The sequence below is a fragment of the Nocardia gamkensis NBRC 108242 genome, from assembly GCF_001612985.1.
GTDB classification, from domain to species: Bacteria; Actinomycetota; Actinomycetes; order Mycobacteriales; family Mycobacteriaceae; genus Nocardia; species Nocardia gamkensis.
The window spans coordinates 89738-104260 of record NZ_BDBM01000023.1 but is presented as its reverse complement, the minus strand read 5'-3'; the positions used below and the strand labels follow the sequence as shown (position 1 = coordinate 104260).

Genomic DNA, 14523 nt, shown 5'->3' with positions numbered 1-14523 from the left:
GCGACGACGGGAGGCGCGGATGACGGACCAGGTGGCCGAGCCGATCTCGGTGATGGTGGTGGACGACCACCCGATGTGGCGCGACGGCGTCTCCCGTGATCTCACCGAGGCGGGCTTCCAGGTGACGGCCACGGCCGACGGTGTCGCCGCGGCGGGCAGGCGCGCCGCCGCGGTGCGCCCGGACGTGGTGCTGATGGACATGCAGCTGCCCGACGGCAACGGGGCGCAGGCCACCGCCGAGGTGCTGCGCGTGTCGCCGCAGAGCCGGGTGCTGGTTCTCTCGGCCTCGGCCGAGCGCGACGACGTACTAGACGCGATCAAGGCGGGCGCGTCGGGCTACCTGGTCAAAAGCGCGTCGGCGGCCGAGCTCGTCGACGCCGTGCGCGCCACCGCGGCCGGTCAAGCGGTGTTCACTCCCGGGCTGGCCGGGCTGGTGCTCGGCGAATACCGGCGGATGGCGACCGCGCCCGCGCAACCGGACGAGCCACACCGGCCCGCGCTCACCGAGCGGGAGACCGAGGTGCTGCGGATGGTGGCGAAGGGGTTGTCCGCCAAGCAGATAGCGACGCGGCTGGGACTGAGCCATCGCACCGTGGAGAACCACGTGCAGGCGACGCTGCGCAAATTGCAGTTGGCGAACCGGGTCGAGTTGACCCGCTACGCCATCGAACAGGGGCTCGAGTAGGCCCCCGGCGCCCTCCGAATCAGGGATCGCCCTGATGCGGAGGTGGCCGCGCGCTCGGTAACCTCGATCGCATGGGTGGGCCCGAATCGGTATCGAAGGCGGTCGGCTCCGGCGGCGCGGTGGGCGACCGGGAACTGCGCGTGTCGGACGCCGAGCGGGAACACGTCGGTCAACTGTTGCAGCGCGCCGTCGGCCTCGGCATGCTCTCGCTCGGCGAGTTCACCGAGCGGATGGACACGGCTCTGGCCGCCAGGACGCGCGGCGAGTTGAACGCCGTCCTCATCGATCTGCCCGGTGTGCGCCTGGTCGGGCAGCCCGCCGCGGCGCCGTCGACGTTCGTGAACACCTCGCCCGCGTTCGCCAGGCAGGCCTCCGGCTCGAATGCCACGGGCAACGTGATCCGTTCGCGGTTGTCCGGGGTGAACCGCCGCGGCTCGTGGCAGGTGCCGCCCACGCTGCTTCTGAACAACTGGCTATCCGGGGTCACCTTGGACTTCACCGCCGCGATCATGTCGACCCAGGTGGTCGAACTGCGTGTCGACGACTTCTTCGGCTCGATCAACCTGATCGTGCCCGCGGAGGCCACCGTCGACCTGAACGGTCTGGAGCTGATCGGGTCCAGCGTGAACAACAAGGTCCGCACCGGCCCGCCGATCGGCCCGCTGCATCTGGTGGTGCACGGCAAACTGCGATTCGGATCGGTCACCGCGAAGCATCCGTTCATCGCGCAGTGGCGGCGGTTGATGGGTCGCTGAGCGGCCGGGTCAGTGGGTCGTGGGCGCCATGGCCAGCGTCGGGTAGTCGGTGTAGCCCTCCGCGCCGCCCACGTACATGAGGTGCGCGTCGCGGACCGGGTTCAGCGGCGCTCCCGCACGGAATCGCTCGACCAGGTCGGGGTTGGCCAGGAAGGAACGGCCCAGGGAGATCAGGTCGGCGCCGCCGGCGAGCAGGCGCCGCGCGGCTTGCCCGCCGCCGTCCTCGGGCAGGGGAACGCCCCAGCCCAGGTTCGGGTTGGCGATCAAGGTGCCCGGCCACAGCGACCGAATCCGCTGGAACAGCGGCTGATCAGGGTCGGCGAAGACGTAATGCAAGTAGGCGAGGCCGCTTTCCGCCAGTGCCGAGACCAACGCGGGATAGATATCGTCGGTGTCGCCCTCGTCGATGCCGTTGACCGAGACTCCGGGAGAGATTCGCACACCTACGCGCTCGGCGCCGATCGCATCCACGACCGCTTCGACCACTTCACGGGTGAAACGAATGCGGTTGGCCACGGACCCGCCGTAGGAGTCGGTGCGCTGATTGGTGTTCTGCGCCAGGAATTGGTGCAACAGATAACCGTTCGCGCTGTGAATCTCCACCCCCGCGAATCCGGCCGCGATGGCGTTGCGGGCAGCGGACACGAAATCGGCGATGGTGGTCTCGATGTCGGCGGTGGACATCTCCAGCGGGACAACGGCATCTTGCGCGCCGCTGGGTGTGTGAATCGGTTCGGGCAGCGCGATCGGCGAGGGTGCGATCGGCGACAGCCCGCTGTTGTCCGGATGACCGACGCGGCCGCCGTGCTGTAGTTGCAGGAACATGCGACCGCCCGCGGCCGCGACAGCGCCGGTCACCGCGCGCCAGCCCGCGATGTGTTGCTCGGTATAGATACCGGGGATGTCGGCGTAGGTCTGCCCGACCCGGTTCGGCGTGGTCGCCTCGGCGATGATCAGGCCCGCGCTCGCGCGCTGGGTGTAGTAGGTCGCCATGAGCGGGGACGGCGTGCCGTCGGACGCGGCGCGGTTGCGGGTCATCGGTGCCATCACAAGGCGGTTCGGCAGTGCGAGGGAGCCGATGGCCGCGGGTTGGAAGAGGGCGGGAGCCGCTGTGTTCGTCATGGTAGTACGGTAAAACTTGACACCGATGTGAGATTCAAGCCGGAACGGGAAAAGGCAGGTGGCGGATGCGAATCGGGGAACTCGCGGAGCGGACCGGCGTGAGTGAGCGGTCGCTGCGCTACTACGAGCAGCAAGGCATGCTGGCCTCCGATCGCACACCCGGCGGTCATCGCGACTATCCGGAGCGGGCGGTGGACCGGGTCATCCACATTCAGGAGCTGCTCGCGGCGGGACTCACCAGCAAGAAGATCTCGCGGATCCTGCCCTGCATGCGCGACGCGGACGGCGGTCCCAACGAGTACGCCACACCCGCGCTGGTCGACGAGCTGCGGACGGAGCGGGAGCGGATCACCCGCACCATCAACGATCTCGTGCGCTCGCGCGAGGTGCTGGACGAGGTGATCGAACGGGCCGGTGAACGGGCGGCGACCTAGGTGTTGACCCCGACCCGGCGGGCGAACGCGCGCAGCGGCACCTTCCGGTCGTGGTCGAGCAGTTCGGAGACGATATGACGCGGCAGGGTCTGGTATTTCAGCCAGTCCGCGCCGCCCACCCGTTCCGCGGTGAGCAAGGCGTCCAGCGCGCGCCGGTGCTGTCCGGTGCGCGTCAGCGCGACCGCCGTGTCGGCGAGGTGCCGGGCCCGCGACGCCTGCGGGAGGCTGCCGTTGACAGGCATGTTCTTGGCCGCGGCCAGTGCCTCCGGGTAGCGCTCGGAGGAGACGTTGACATCGACCGTCTGCATGACGACCTGTGAGGGGCCGAAATAGGTCTCGTAGTCCTGCCGGTCCACGCCGATCCGCATGGCTACTTCGCTCGCGGCCTCGACCAGGGACAACGCGTCCCGCACGTCCTGCGCCCGGCCCGCGGCGGTCGCGCCCTGCAACACCAGCGAGCCGTAGGCGGACAGGTGCGTCGGCGTGACGTCGCCGGAGGGCTCGAGGGTCGCGGCCGCGTTGAGCGCGACGCCGCGCGATTCGTCGTAGCGGCCCTGCACCAGCAACTGCCAGGCCACCGAACCGCGGATGGTGGCCAGCAGCAGGGGATCGTTGCCGAGCTCGGCGGCGGTGAGCGCCTGCCGGATCGCCAGGAACGCCGGATCGGTCTGGCCGAGATGCACCAGCGTGCAACCGGTCACCCAGTACATCCGGGCCAGCAACTCGTTGGCAGGCGCGACCGAACCGTTGCGCGCGGCGTGCACGGTGGCGCGGAGCTGGGTCAACCCGGGCGGGAGGATCGAGGTCAGCAGTTCGTAGCGGCCCGACCAGTAGGCGCCCCAGGCGTAGTCGACCGCCCGGCGGCCGTCGTCGAGGCTGACCGCCGCCTCCTCCTTGGTCTCGCCGAGCAGGTCGTCGACCGGTGTCAGGGCGCGGCGTATCGCAACGATGCCCGCGTCCGGATCGGCGGACGGCACACCTTGGCGCTTGCCGATCAGATCGGCGATGTCCACGTCCAGGGCACGCGCTATCTTCTGCAAGCTGGCGATGGAGGCGGTCTGGCGGCCGCCCTGCTCGAGCTTGCGCACCAGATCCACGCTGACTCCCGCCTGGTCGGCGAGTTGACGCTGGGTGAGCGCCTTGCCGCGGAACTGGCGGATCCGAACTCCGATCGACGATTCGTCCATACCCAAGTCCTTTGTTAAATCTGGGTTTCAGAGTACGACGCTATGTTATCTGGGACTACCGAAGTGGGACATTGCGTACGACTCGTTCGCCGCTGGTTGGAATACCGTTGCCTTTCTGCAACTTTGACTGCAAAGGGCGGCGGCGATGAAAACCATGCCGAATACCACCGTGCAGGCCGGGCGCGCCGATCGCGCGTCGCGGCCTGGTGCACAGACCACCCGACCGGTGCGCAGCGCTCTTCCCGCGAATCCCAGCACAGGGATGCGCGACCAGCGCGGGTTGCTATCTCGAAAGTCCGCCGTTATGACCGAATTCGGCTTCTGTGATGCGGAGTAGGACGATGTTCGAGAGCTGTCACACTCCGCATGAGGTCGCGCATCTGCTGCGGCATACCTACGGGCTGCCGGTCCAGCTTCTGGCCGGACGCCCGATCATCACCACCGGATCCATCATCGGGGCGATCGTCATGCCGCCGGAACTGGGCCGGAAAGTGCTGGCCCAGTTGGACCGCAACCACACCGCGCCCGTGATCGCCGACCCCGGCGAACGCACCTGGACCTTCCTCGTCACGCCCCCGAGCCCCGCTCGGCCGGTCGAGGTCCCGGTTCGCCGCTGCCTCGCCGGTCACGGCGTCACCGTGGTCCCCGGTGGTCGCATCATCCTGCTGCCCAGCTCCGATACGGCCCTCGGCTGGCACTGGGCGGGCGAACCGGCGCCGGGCGTCCTGCGCATGCCCCCGCGCGCCGCGGTGATCGATGCCGTGCGCGAGGTCATCGGCTCGCGCGCCTACTGACCACCTGGCGTGACCGGTCCGTGTCCGACAGCCCCGGGTGCGGGCCGGTCGGGTAGAACCCGGCTGTCTACCAGGGGTAACTACTCATGCCCGCGCACCTCGCGGAAATCAGCATGAGAGTCATGACTACCTCCATCGATCCGGCGCTGCTCGCGCGGCTCTCCGGCGAGTTCACCACGTTGGGGACGCAGCTGGGCGTGCTCGGACAGGATCTGCGGCTGCTGCACGAGCAGCTCGCCGCGGATACGGGCGGCGTTCGGGGGGATACCGGCCGATCCGATACGGCGGGCGGCCTCGTCGCCGGAGAGGCTCGCGGGTCTACGGCTGACACGTCGGGTACGTCCGTGACCGGAGACGCTCGCGGGTGGACGGCTGGTACACGGGGCGGGTCCGTTGCCGGGGGGACGCGCGGGCGGACGGCCGACGAAACGAGTGCTCCGGCGCCGAGAAGTGCCGCATTGAGCGGGACGGGTGACGAGGCATCCGGCGTGCCTGGTCAGATGGCATCCGATGCGGTCCCGTCGTCCGGTACGGCTCATACGCCCGCCGGTGGTGGATTCGCGGGATCGGAGCGCGCTCCAGCCGGTGCCGCGTCTGGGATGCCGCCTTGGCCGGGCCATTCGCCTCCGACCGGTATGCCGGTTCCCCCTCCGCAGCCGCACTACGCTCCGCGTTTTACCCCGCCGCCCGGTGGCGCGTGGGGCGCTGCTCCGTGGCCGCCGAACGCACACGGTCCGATGCCGCCTCGACCGCCTGTCCCACCGCGCGCGAAGCCACCGGTGCCGCACACCCCGTGGTGGCAGCGCGACGGGGTGATCAGCCGGATCCTCGCGCTGGCCGGTGTCGCGGTGACGCTGATCGGCGTCGCGATGCTGCTGGTATTGGCCGCGCAGGCGGGGTTCTTCGGGCCGGTGCCGAGGGTTGTCGCCGGAGCTGCTTTCTCGGCTGCGCTGGTGGGTACCGGCGTGCGCGTCTTCGGGCGGTCCGGCGGGCGGGTCGGCGGTATCGCGCTGGCGGCCACCGGTATCGCGGGTGCTTACCTCGATGTCGTCGCGCTGACCGCCGTCTACCACTGGCTGCATCCGGTGCTCGGGCTCGCGGTCGCCTTCGGTGTCGCCGCCGCGGGCGTCGGGCTGGCGGTGCAGTGGCGTTCGCAGCCTCTCGCGGTGCTGGTGGTGCTCGCCGCGGCGGCGCTGTCTCCGGTTCTGACCACGCGGCTGGTCCTGCTCGCGTTCTTGATCGTGTTGCAACTGGCCTGCGTGCCGGTGCAATTGACGCGGAACTGGCCGTATCTGCACGTGGCACGGACTTTGCCGGCTGTATTGGCGACGTTCGCGTTCGTCGCGGGGGCGATCCTCGGTACGCCCGCGGTCGAGGAGCGCACCTGGGTGCTCGTGGCCGCGGTGGCGGTCGCGCTGGTCGGGGTCGCCGGGACGCTCGTCGTCGTCCGGCATCGGGCCGCCGATGTCACTGCCTCGCTGACGATGGCAGCGGCGCTCGCGCCGATCCTGGTGGCGCCGGGGATGTTCGAGGAACGGTTCGTCACGGTATCGGTGGCCTCGATCACCGCCGCAGTGCTTCTGCTCGTCGCGGCGGTGACCATGGTGCCGAAACTGAACGCCTACCTGCGGATTCCGGGACACACCGCGCTCGTGGCCGCTGTCGCGGGCTCGATCGCCTTGCTCGAGGCGTGCGTCGGTGCGACCGGGCCGCGAACGCTCCCCACGGCGCTGCTCCTGGTGGCGCTGACATTCCTGGGCGTAGCGGGCCAGCGGAGATCACGCCCGGCGGCGGGTCTCGGCACGGCGTTCGCGGTGCTCGGCGGCTTCGCACTGCTGAATGTCGCGAGCCCGGAAATCCTCGCCTCGCAACATCGCTCGGAAGCGGAGTTGGGCATGGCGACCGTGCTCGGCGCGGTACTCGCCCTTGGCGTGGTCGCGGTGGCCCTGTGGTGCGCGCGGCGGGTGCCCGGCCCGGCCGCGGGCAACGAGTGGCATTGGATCACCGCCAGCGTCGCAGGGCTGTACGCCGTCACCGCGTCCACGGTCTCCATCGGCGTCGCCACCGGCACGCCGAACGGCTTCCTCGTCGGCCACAGCGCCGCCACCATCCTCTGGATGGCAGCCGCGACCGTCGCCCTCCTGTTCGGTTTGCGCAGGCTCGCCACCGCACCCGCCGTGGCCAAACTCGCCTTGGGCTCAGGACTGTTGGTCACGGCAGCCGCGCTGGCCAAACTCTTCCTCTTCGACCTGGCCACCCTGGACGGCCTGGTCCGCGTCGCCGCCTTCCTGGTCGTCGGCATCCTGCTGCTCCTGGCCGGAACACGCTACGCCCGCGCTTTCGCCGACGCGAAAACCGTCGACCCCGAGGAAACGCCCGTCGACTGAGCCACCTCGGGTGCGCAGCCCTGCAGCCGCGAATCGCAGTGATCAACGAACGCGCAACGGTCTACACCGGATGCGAACCGTACATTCCGAATGGCGAGCCGGACTGGTGGTACTACACAGCGCGTCCGTAAACACTGATCGGTAAGGCCGCTGCGTTCTTTCCGGGCGAACTACCCGGCCAAGGCGCGTCGGCGTTTCCATTCGCGACGCCTACACGCTCACTCGCGGTCGCGGCGGCGCAGTAGTTCGTTCACGCTCACCGTGCGGCCGTCGCCGCCGTGATGGCGGCCCTCCTCGGGCCTGCCGACGTGGCGGCGGGAAGAGCGGAGTTCGGCCATCCAGCTCTCGATACTGCTGCGGTTGGTGGTGTCCGGTCCGTTGTACGGCTCCGCGGGCGCTTCGGGCTCGGGCTCGGGCTCGGGTGCGCGGTGAGCGGGACCGTCGAAAGCGCCAGGGGCGTCGGGCGGCAGATGCCGCGCCGCACGAGGGGCGCCGGGCTGCTGGGCGAGGTCGAGGGTCGGGTCTTGCGAGATGCCGGACAGCGGAAGGGGTTCCGGTGCGGCGGTCGGGCGCGGTGCGGGCGGCGTGACCGAGGACACGACGGGTCGCGGGCTGTGCTCGGGGAAAACGACCGACGGCACACCGGCGTGCGGCGCGTTCTGGTCCTGCGGCAGACCCGTGGGCGGAATCGGGCGGGGCGCTGCGAGGCCTTGCGGGTTCGCGGGCGGCGACGGTGGCCGCTGCTCCGTCCGGTCCGGTGTCGAGCGCGGAGGGTTCGGCGCCTGCGAGATCCGCCGCGGGCGAATCGGCTCACCCTGCGGAGGGGTGGCATTCCGCGGCGGTTCCGGTCGCTGCCTGCTCGGATCGAGCGGCGGAGGCACGGGCGTCGCCTGCGGCGCCGGCGACGGCGGAACCCGGTCCAGCCGCCTGGTGGGCGCTTCGGCCTCGATCTCGGCGACCGTACGCGGCTTACGCCTGCGCGGCACCTTGTTGGCGTCGGCGACCGCGGGAATCTGCATGGTCACCGGGTCGGTGATCGGCGTGGTCTTGACCAGGTCGACGAGATCGCCGTCGCCGGGACGCTCGTCATCAAGAATCGGCTCACCGAGCCCGACCTTCTCCTGCACCTTCTTCATCCAGGCAGGCGCCCACCAGCAGTCGTCACCGAGAAGCTTCATGGTCGCCGGGACGAGCAGCATGCGCAGCACGGTCGCGTCGATGAACAGCGCGGCGATCATGCCGTAGGCGATGTACTGCATCATCACCAGGTCGGAGAAGGCGAACGCGCCGGTGACGACGAGCAGGATCAGCGCGGCGGCGGTGATGATCCGGCCGGTCTGCGCGGTGCCGATCCGGACGGCCTCGGTGGTGCTCGCGCCCTGTGCACGCGCCTCGACCATGCGCGACATGAGGAAGACTTCGTAGTCGGTCGACAGACCGTAGATGATCGCGATGATCAGCACCAGCACCGGCGACATGATCGGCTGCGGAGTGAAGTTCAGCAGGCCCGCGCCGTGGCCATCGATGAAGATCCAGGTGAGGATGCCGAGCGTGGACCCGAGGCCGAGGGCGCTCATCAGCGCGGCCTTGATCGGCAGCACCAGCGACCCGAAGGTCAGGAACATCAGCAGCGTCGTCACGAACAGGACCAGCGCGATCATCAGGGGCATCCGGCCCAGCAGGGCGTCGATGCTGTCCTTCTGGATCGTCGGCTGACCGCCGACGAGCAGGGTGACACCGTCGGGCAATTCCAGCGAGCGCAGGTACTCGATGGTCGGATCGGCGTCTTCCGAATTGGTCAACGTGACGGACGTGTTGTAAATGGTCTTGTCGTTGGGAGCCGTGCTCGGCGGGTAAGCGAATTCGCCGGCCAACCCGGGCGCTTTGCTCGCCTCCTTCACCACCTTGCCCACCTGGGGAGCGAGGCTGGGATCGTCGACGACGAAGACCAGTTCGATCGGATCCGACTTGCGCAGCGGGAAGATCGTGTCGAATTGCTTCTGCGCCAGCCGGGTCGAATTGTCCGGCGGCAGATACCGCTCGTTGATGCCGCCGAAAGTCAGGTTCTTGACCGGAATGATCAGCAGCAGCAAGACGATGCAGAGTGGAATCGCGATCTTGAGCGGATGCTTCATCACCCAGCGGGTCGACTGCCCCCAGAGGCCGCCCTCCACTTCGTCGGCAGTCTTTGTCTTGCGGAACCGCTTGAGGCCCAGCATGTCGACGCGCTTGCCGAGCACCGCCAGCATCGCGGGCAATACGGTGATCGAGGTCAGTGCCGCCAAGGTGACCGTCGCGATGGCGCCGTAGGCGACCGATTTCAGGAAGCCCTGAGGGAACAGCAGCATGCCGCCGAGGCTGGCGACGATCATGGTGGCGGAGAACACCACGGTGCGGCCCGCCGTCATCACCGATCTACGCACAGCCGCCTTTGTGCTGTATCCCTCGGCGAGTTCCTCGCGGAATCGGCTCACGATGAACAGGCCGTAGTCGATGGCAAGACCGAGGCCGATCATCGAGACGACCGGCGAGACGAACGAATTCACCTCGGTGAACTCGGTGATGAAGCGGACGATCCCCCAGGCGCCGACCACGGTGAGGCCACCGACGACCAGCGGCAGCGCGGCGGCGACGATCCCGCCGAAGATGAAGAAGAGCAGGAGGGCCACGGCCGGAATGGCGAGGATCTCCATGCGCTTCTGATCGTCGGCCATCGTGTCGTTCAATGTGCCCGCGACGGCCTGCAACCCGGTCACCTGGACGTCGACGCCGGGGATGAAGAAGACGTTCTTCACCTTGCGGTAGTTGCGCACCATATCGGTGTCGTTATCGCCCCTGATGGCGATGGAGGCGAAGGCGTACTTCTTGTCCTTCGACCCGAAAATGCTGGCCTGAGTCGGAATGTTCGCGTCGTTCCGCCAGTACATCCCGTTGATCTTGGTGATCTCGTCCGGATGCTCGCGGGGCAGAGCGGCGAGATTCTCGACGATCTTGCCGCTGAACTCCGGATCATCGATGGTCTTCCCATCCGGCGCGGTGTACAAGACGATGACATCGGAGTCGTGATTCCGTGCGAAGGCCCCGTCTTTGATCCGCGCCGCACGCGCCGACTCCGAGGTCGGATCGTCCCACCCGCTGGAGCTGAGGTGGTCCTCCAACCCGAGGCCGTAGCCACCGAGAGCCAGAAGACCGGCCACGACGACGCCGATGACGGCGAAACGCAGCCGGTATACCAGATCGCCCCAGCGTGTGAACACTAAGCGACTCCTTGGGCGGGGCGAGAGGTGAGCAGTGCCGACAGCGGCCGGAACGGCTGCAGCCAGGCACCCTCGTCGGGCAGCGAGTCGAGGCTCACCCGGGGCAGCGGTTCACGGAACACGCCCGGAATGTCCTCGAGGTCGATGAATTCGAGAGTATCGGATGTGACGGCCCAACTCGCGTGCTCGCGGAAGCCGAGCACCTGGACCGGCACTCCCTTGGCGGCGAGTTCCTCCAGCGGTTCGCGGAACGCCTGGCCGTCGGCCGAGGCGACCATGATGCCCGCCAGGCCGGCGCCGCGACTGCGTAGGGCGATGTGCGCCAGCATGTCGGCGTCGACGTCGGAGTCGTCGTCGATCTTGGGTTTGGCGAAGACCGCGTAGCCGACGTTGCGCAGCGCCTCCACCCAGGGGCGCACGACGTCGGCGGTGCCCGGCGCGATGTTGGTGAAGACGGTGGCCTCGGGTTCCACGCGGTGCACCGCGCCCACCGACAGTTCGGCGGTCCTGGCCAGCAGCCAGCGGCCGAGCGCGTCGAACCGCGGGCGGTAGGCGGCGGTGGGGCGACCGCCGAGAATGGCGCCGAGGCCCATGTCGAGATTCGGGGCGTCCCAGACCAACAGGACGCGGCGCACGTCCGGCGTCGAGCCGCCCAGACCTTCCGCTCCGCCCCCGTGCACCTCCCCGGCAACATCGACCACTTCGTGGGCCATTTCACTGACGCTCATCGGTCGATCTTCCCCCATATGAGCTCGGTGATGGCGCTACCGGCGCGATGTGCCTTGCCTTCGAATTTCGTGACGGGACGCTCGAAACCGATCGGCGCCGTGCCGCGATGCTCCTCGCTGACCCCGCCCGTGGCCTCGTTCAGGCCCTGGAGCAGGGGCTCTGCCATGCCGACGGCGTGGATGTGCTCGGCGTAGTCGGCATGGTCGGTGGCGACGTGCAGCACACCTCCCGGCTTCAGGCGGCCGGCGATCAACGCGACCGTCGCGGGTTGCAGCAGCCGTCGCTTGTGGTGGCGCGCCTTCGGCCACGGGTCGGGGAAGAACACTCGGACGCCGGTCAGCGACTCGGCAGCAATCATGTTCTCCAGCACGTCGACCGCATCTCCGCGCAGCAGGCGGATGTTCTCGATGCCTTCGCGCTCGATGCGCTGCACCAGCTGCGCGAGCCCGGGCTGGTAGACCTCGATGCCGATCAGGTTCAGGTGTGGTTCGGCCTGCGCCATGGCGGCCGTCGCGGTGCCGGTGCCGCAGCCGATCTCGATGACCAGCGGTGCGTCGCGGCCGAACCAGGCGGCCGCGTCCAGTGGCTCGTCGGCGACCTCGCGGCCGATCGAGGGCCACATCCGGTCCCAGGATTGCTGCTGGGTCGCGGTCAGCGCGCCCCTGCGCGACCGGAAGCTGGTGACTCGTGGGTACAGGCGGGAGCCGGTCTTGTGTCCGGGCCCGCCCTCGGCCGGAGCCGAAGCTGTGGACGGCGGGCCCGGAACTGACTCGGCAGTATGGTTCGCGGCGTCGTTCACGGCGTCCATTGTCCAGCATCCTGCGATCGGTGCGGTAAGCGGTTGCGTGCGGACCGCTGAGCAGGAGGTCAGGCGGCGCGTGCCGGCGCGATTCTGGTCACCGTGGGCTGTTGCTGGCGCAGTGGCCTGCCCAGCGCGACCTTGGCCGCGGTCACCGCCATCTCCAGCAGGCCACGCACTCCCGAGGGCGATGCCGCGACCGACCAGACGGTGGTGTCGCCCACATCGCGCACCGGCTGCCCGGCCAACCGGTCGGCCAGCCAGTCCAGGCTGATCGGCGTGGACAGCGGCAGCAGCGAGAAGTGCTCACTGAGCCGGTCGCGGACGTAGGTCACCGCGGCGCCGCCACGGCGGTAGCGCGCCACCTGACCGTCGATACCGTCGATGTGGATGATCTGATCGTGGATGGGTTGCACCACCAGCAGTGGGCAGGCGGGCGTCGCGTTGCCGAGCCGCAGGTCGTCGAACATCGCCCGCAGCTGCGGGGTGTCGAGTACCTCGGCGAGCGGGCGGTCGAGGAAGTCGTCCACCTTCTTGTTGGCGAGCCCGAGGATCGCCCCGAACGGTGTCGCGTTCTCCGCGCGGACGACGAACCGGTGGCCGTCGGGGCTCAGTTCGTCATCGATCAGCGAACTCAACGCCGGATACAGCCTGCGCAGGGCGGCGATGACGATGGCGGGCAGGCCCGCGTAGGGGGTGCCGTTGAGCCGGTCGAAGACCTGGCCCGGGTCGCCGACCGGGGCGCCGAGCACCGCGCCGACGATGTCGAGTTCCGGAGCGTAGGTCGGCGCCATCTCGACCGTCCAGGAGCTGGCCATGCCGCCGCCGGAGTAGCCCCACACCGCGACGCGGGTGCGCGGGCCGAGGCCGAGCGGGCCGAAGCGCAGGGCGGCGCGGATGCCGTCGAGCGCCCGGTAGCCGGGCTCCCGCGGGGCGCCGAAGTTCCCGTGCGGTCCCTCGTGGTCGGCGATGGTCACCGCCCATCCGCGCCGCAGTGCGTTCGCGACCAGGAGCCATTCGAACTGGGTGACCGATCCGAGCGCCCGCGCGCCGTGGCGAAGGGCGTAGGAGGGGGAGCACTTCTCGGTGACGGCGTCCATCGCGGTCTGGAAGGCCAGCAGCGGGCGATCCTCGTCCGGTTCGGCGTCCAGCGGCAGCAGGACCGTGGTGATCGCCGCTTCCGCCGCCCCGTGCAGATCACAGCTGCGGTACAGTAGCTGCCAGGCCGAGACCTGTTGCGGGACAATTCCGAACAGTGCCACGTCGATCTTCCTGCTGCGCAGGATGGTGCCGGGCGACTTGGCCGCGAACCCCTTCGGCGGTCGATGGAACGGGTCCAGGCTGGGCAGCAAGGGCTTGCGGTCCGCGGGACCGGCGGGCTCCGGGTCCACAGCGCCGATGACATTCGCGGTCATCGCAACCTCCTCATCGTCGAGGTCGGTTGCCGCATGCGAAAGGTGAAGCTGCGCACCGGTTATGGTGCCGACCACTTCTGCAGGGTAAGTGACCGGCGGGCGTCTGGGAACCCCGGAGTACACGGCGTTCCCGGCACTAGACTCCCCGGGCATGAGCAGACCGACAGTATTCATCACCGGCGCGGCGGCCGGTATCGGCCGGGCTACGGCCTTGCTTTTCGCTGCGCAGGGATACCAGGTCGGGGCTTACGACATCGATGAAGTCGGGCTGACCAGGCTTTCCGGTGATATCACAGCGGCCGGTGGCGCCGCACACACCGGGGTACTGGATGTGACGAACGCCACGCAGTGGGCGGAGCGGCTCGCGGAGTTCCACGCGGCGACGGGGCGGCTGGACATCCTGGTCAACAACGCGGGCATTCTGCGCGCCGGACCGTTCGAGGCGATCGACCTCGCAGCCCATCGGGCGATCATCGAGGTCAACCTGACCGGCGTGCTCACCGGAACGCACAGCGCGTTCCAGTACCTTCGCGACACCCCGGGCGCCCAGGTGGTGAACCTCTGCTCGGCGTCGGCGATCTACGGCCAAGCCGAACTCGCGAGCTACGGTGCCAGCAAGGCGGCGGTCAAGAGTTTCACCGAGGCGCTCGACCTCGAATGGGAGCGCCACGACATCCGGGTGCTCGCGATCTGGCCGATGTTCGTGGCCACGGCCATGGTGGACGGCGTGACGACCGGGACGACGAAGTCGCTGGGTGTGCGGCTGACCGCCGACGATGTCGCCGCCGGGATCTGGGAGGCCACCCGCAAGCGCGCCCGGCTGCCGAAGGTGCACTACGAGATCGGCGCGCAGGCGAAAGTGCTGGCGACGGTGGCGAAATACGCGCCGAACTGGGCGGTGCGGACCGCGAACAAGTACTTCAGTGGCAGCTGAGCGGTCGAGCCTGTCCCTCGACCGG

Annotated in this window: 12 protein-coding genes; 6 read left to right on the top strand and 6 right to left on the bottom strand. The window is 69.0% G+C overall.

The window, feature by feature from the left end; translation table 11 throughout:
* Positions 1 to 19: 19 nt before the first annotated feature.
* The gene (locus NG1_RS20260) at positions 20 to 685 is read left to right on the top strand and encodes a response regulator (RefSeq protein WP_062973072.1); all 666 of its coding nucleotides are present in this window, start codon (positions 20 to 22) and stop codon (positions 683 to 685) included.
* 119 nt (positions 686 to 804) lie between these two features.
* Entirely contained in the window at positions 805 to 1440 is a 636-nt protein-coding gene (locus NG1_RS20255; RefSeq protein ID WP_157114140.1) for a DUF1707 SHOCT-like domain-containing protein, read from the top strand.
* A 9-nt stretch (positions 1441 to 1449) separates the two neighbouring features.
* Here NG1_RS20255 and NG1_RS20250 read toward each other — a convergent pair whose 3' ends face one another.
* Positions 1450 to 2562, bottom strand: coding sequence for an alkene reductase (locus NG1_RS20250; protein WP_062973068.1), 1113 nt, complete (start codon positions 2560 to 2562; stop codon positions 1450 to 1452).
* Positions 2563 to 2627: 65 nt separating this feature from the next.
* Between NG1_RS20250 and NG1_RS20245 the strand changes: the two genes are divergently transcribed.
* Positions 2628 to 2996: a MerR family transcriptional regulator gene (locus NG1_RS20245; protein WP_040871073.1), complete on the top strand. Its 369-nt coding sequence runs from the start codon at positions 2628 to 2630 to the stop codon at positions 2994 to 2996.
* On the opposite strand, the gene NG1_RS20240 is transcribed toward NG1_RS20245, so the two are convergent.
* Complete coding sequence (locus NG1_RS20240) at positions 2993 to 4183, bottom strand: helix-turn-helix domain-containing protein (protein ID WP_062973065.1); 1191 nt, start codon at positions 4181 to 4183, stop codon at positions 2993 to 2995. The two genes, NG1_RS20245 and NG1_RS20240, sit on opposite strands and share 4 nt — an antisense overlap.
* A 341-nt stretch (positions 4184 to 4524) precedes the next feature.
* On the opposite strand from NG1_RS20240, the gene NG1_RS20235 reads away from it, so the two are divergent.
* Both NG1_RS20235 and NG1_RS20230 read left to right on the top strand, forming a co-directional pair.
* Entirely contained in the window at positions 4525 to 4977 is a 453-nt protein-coding gene (locus NG1_RS20235; RefSeq protein WP_062973064.1) for a hypothetical protein, read from the top strand.
* 779 nt (positions 4978 to 5756) lie between these two features.
* Positions 5757 to 7364, top strand: coding sequence for a DUF2339 domain-containing protein (locus NG1_RS20230; RefSeq protein ID WP_245659970.1), 1608 nt, complete (start codon positions 5757 to 5759; stop codon positions 7362 to 7364).
* A 218-nt stretch (positions 7365 to 7582) separates the two neighbouring features.
* Here the strand turns inward: NG1_RS20230 and NG1_RS20225 are convergent, their stop codons facing one another.
* The 4 genes from NG1_RS20225 to NG1_RS20210 are packed head-to-tail and all read right to left on the bottom strand — an operon-like array spanning position 7583 to position 13564.
* A complete protein-coding gene (locus NG1_RS20225) occupies positions 7583 to 10621 on the bottom strand; it encodes an MMPL family transporter (protein WP_062973060.1) in 3039 nt (1012 codons plus the stop codon).
* Complete coding sequence (locus NG1_RS20220; protein ID WP_084499051.1) at positions 10621 to 11349, bottom strand: NYN domain-containing protein; 729 nt, start codon at positions 11347 to 11349, stop codon at positions 10621 to 10623. The genes NG1_RS20225 and NG1_RS20220 overlap by 1 nt, the downstream gene beginning before the upstream one ends.
* On the bottom strand, positions 11346 to 12158 hold the full coding sequence (gene trmB, locus NG1_RS20215) for a tRNA (guanosine(46)-N7)-methyltransferase TrmB (protein WP_062973058.1): 813 nt from the start codon (positions 12156 to 12158) through the stop codon (positions 11346 to 11348). Before trmB ends, NG1_RS20220 begins: the two co-directional genes overlap by 4 nt.
* Before the next feature lie 59 nt (positions 12159 to 12217).
* Positions 12218 to 13564 (bottom strand): lipase family protein, encoded by a 1347-nt coding sequence (locus NG1_RS20210; protein ID WP_062973056.1) that lies wholly within the window; start codon positions 13562 to 13564, stop codon positions 12218 to 12220.
* 151 nt (positions 13565 to 13715) lie between these two features.
* Here NG1_RS20210 and NG1_RS20205 point away from each other — a divergent pair, with 151 nt between their 5' ends.
* Positions 13716 to 14498 (top strand): SDR family oxidoreductase, encoded by a 783-nt coding sequence (locus NG1_RS20205; protein WP_062973054.1) that lies wholly within the window; start codon positions 13716 to 13718, stop codon positions 14496 to 14498.
* The last annotated feature ends 25 nt before the right edge of the window (positions 14499 to 14523 follow it).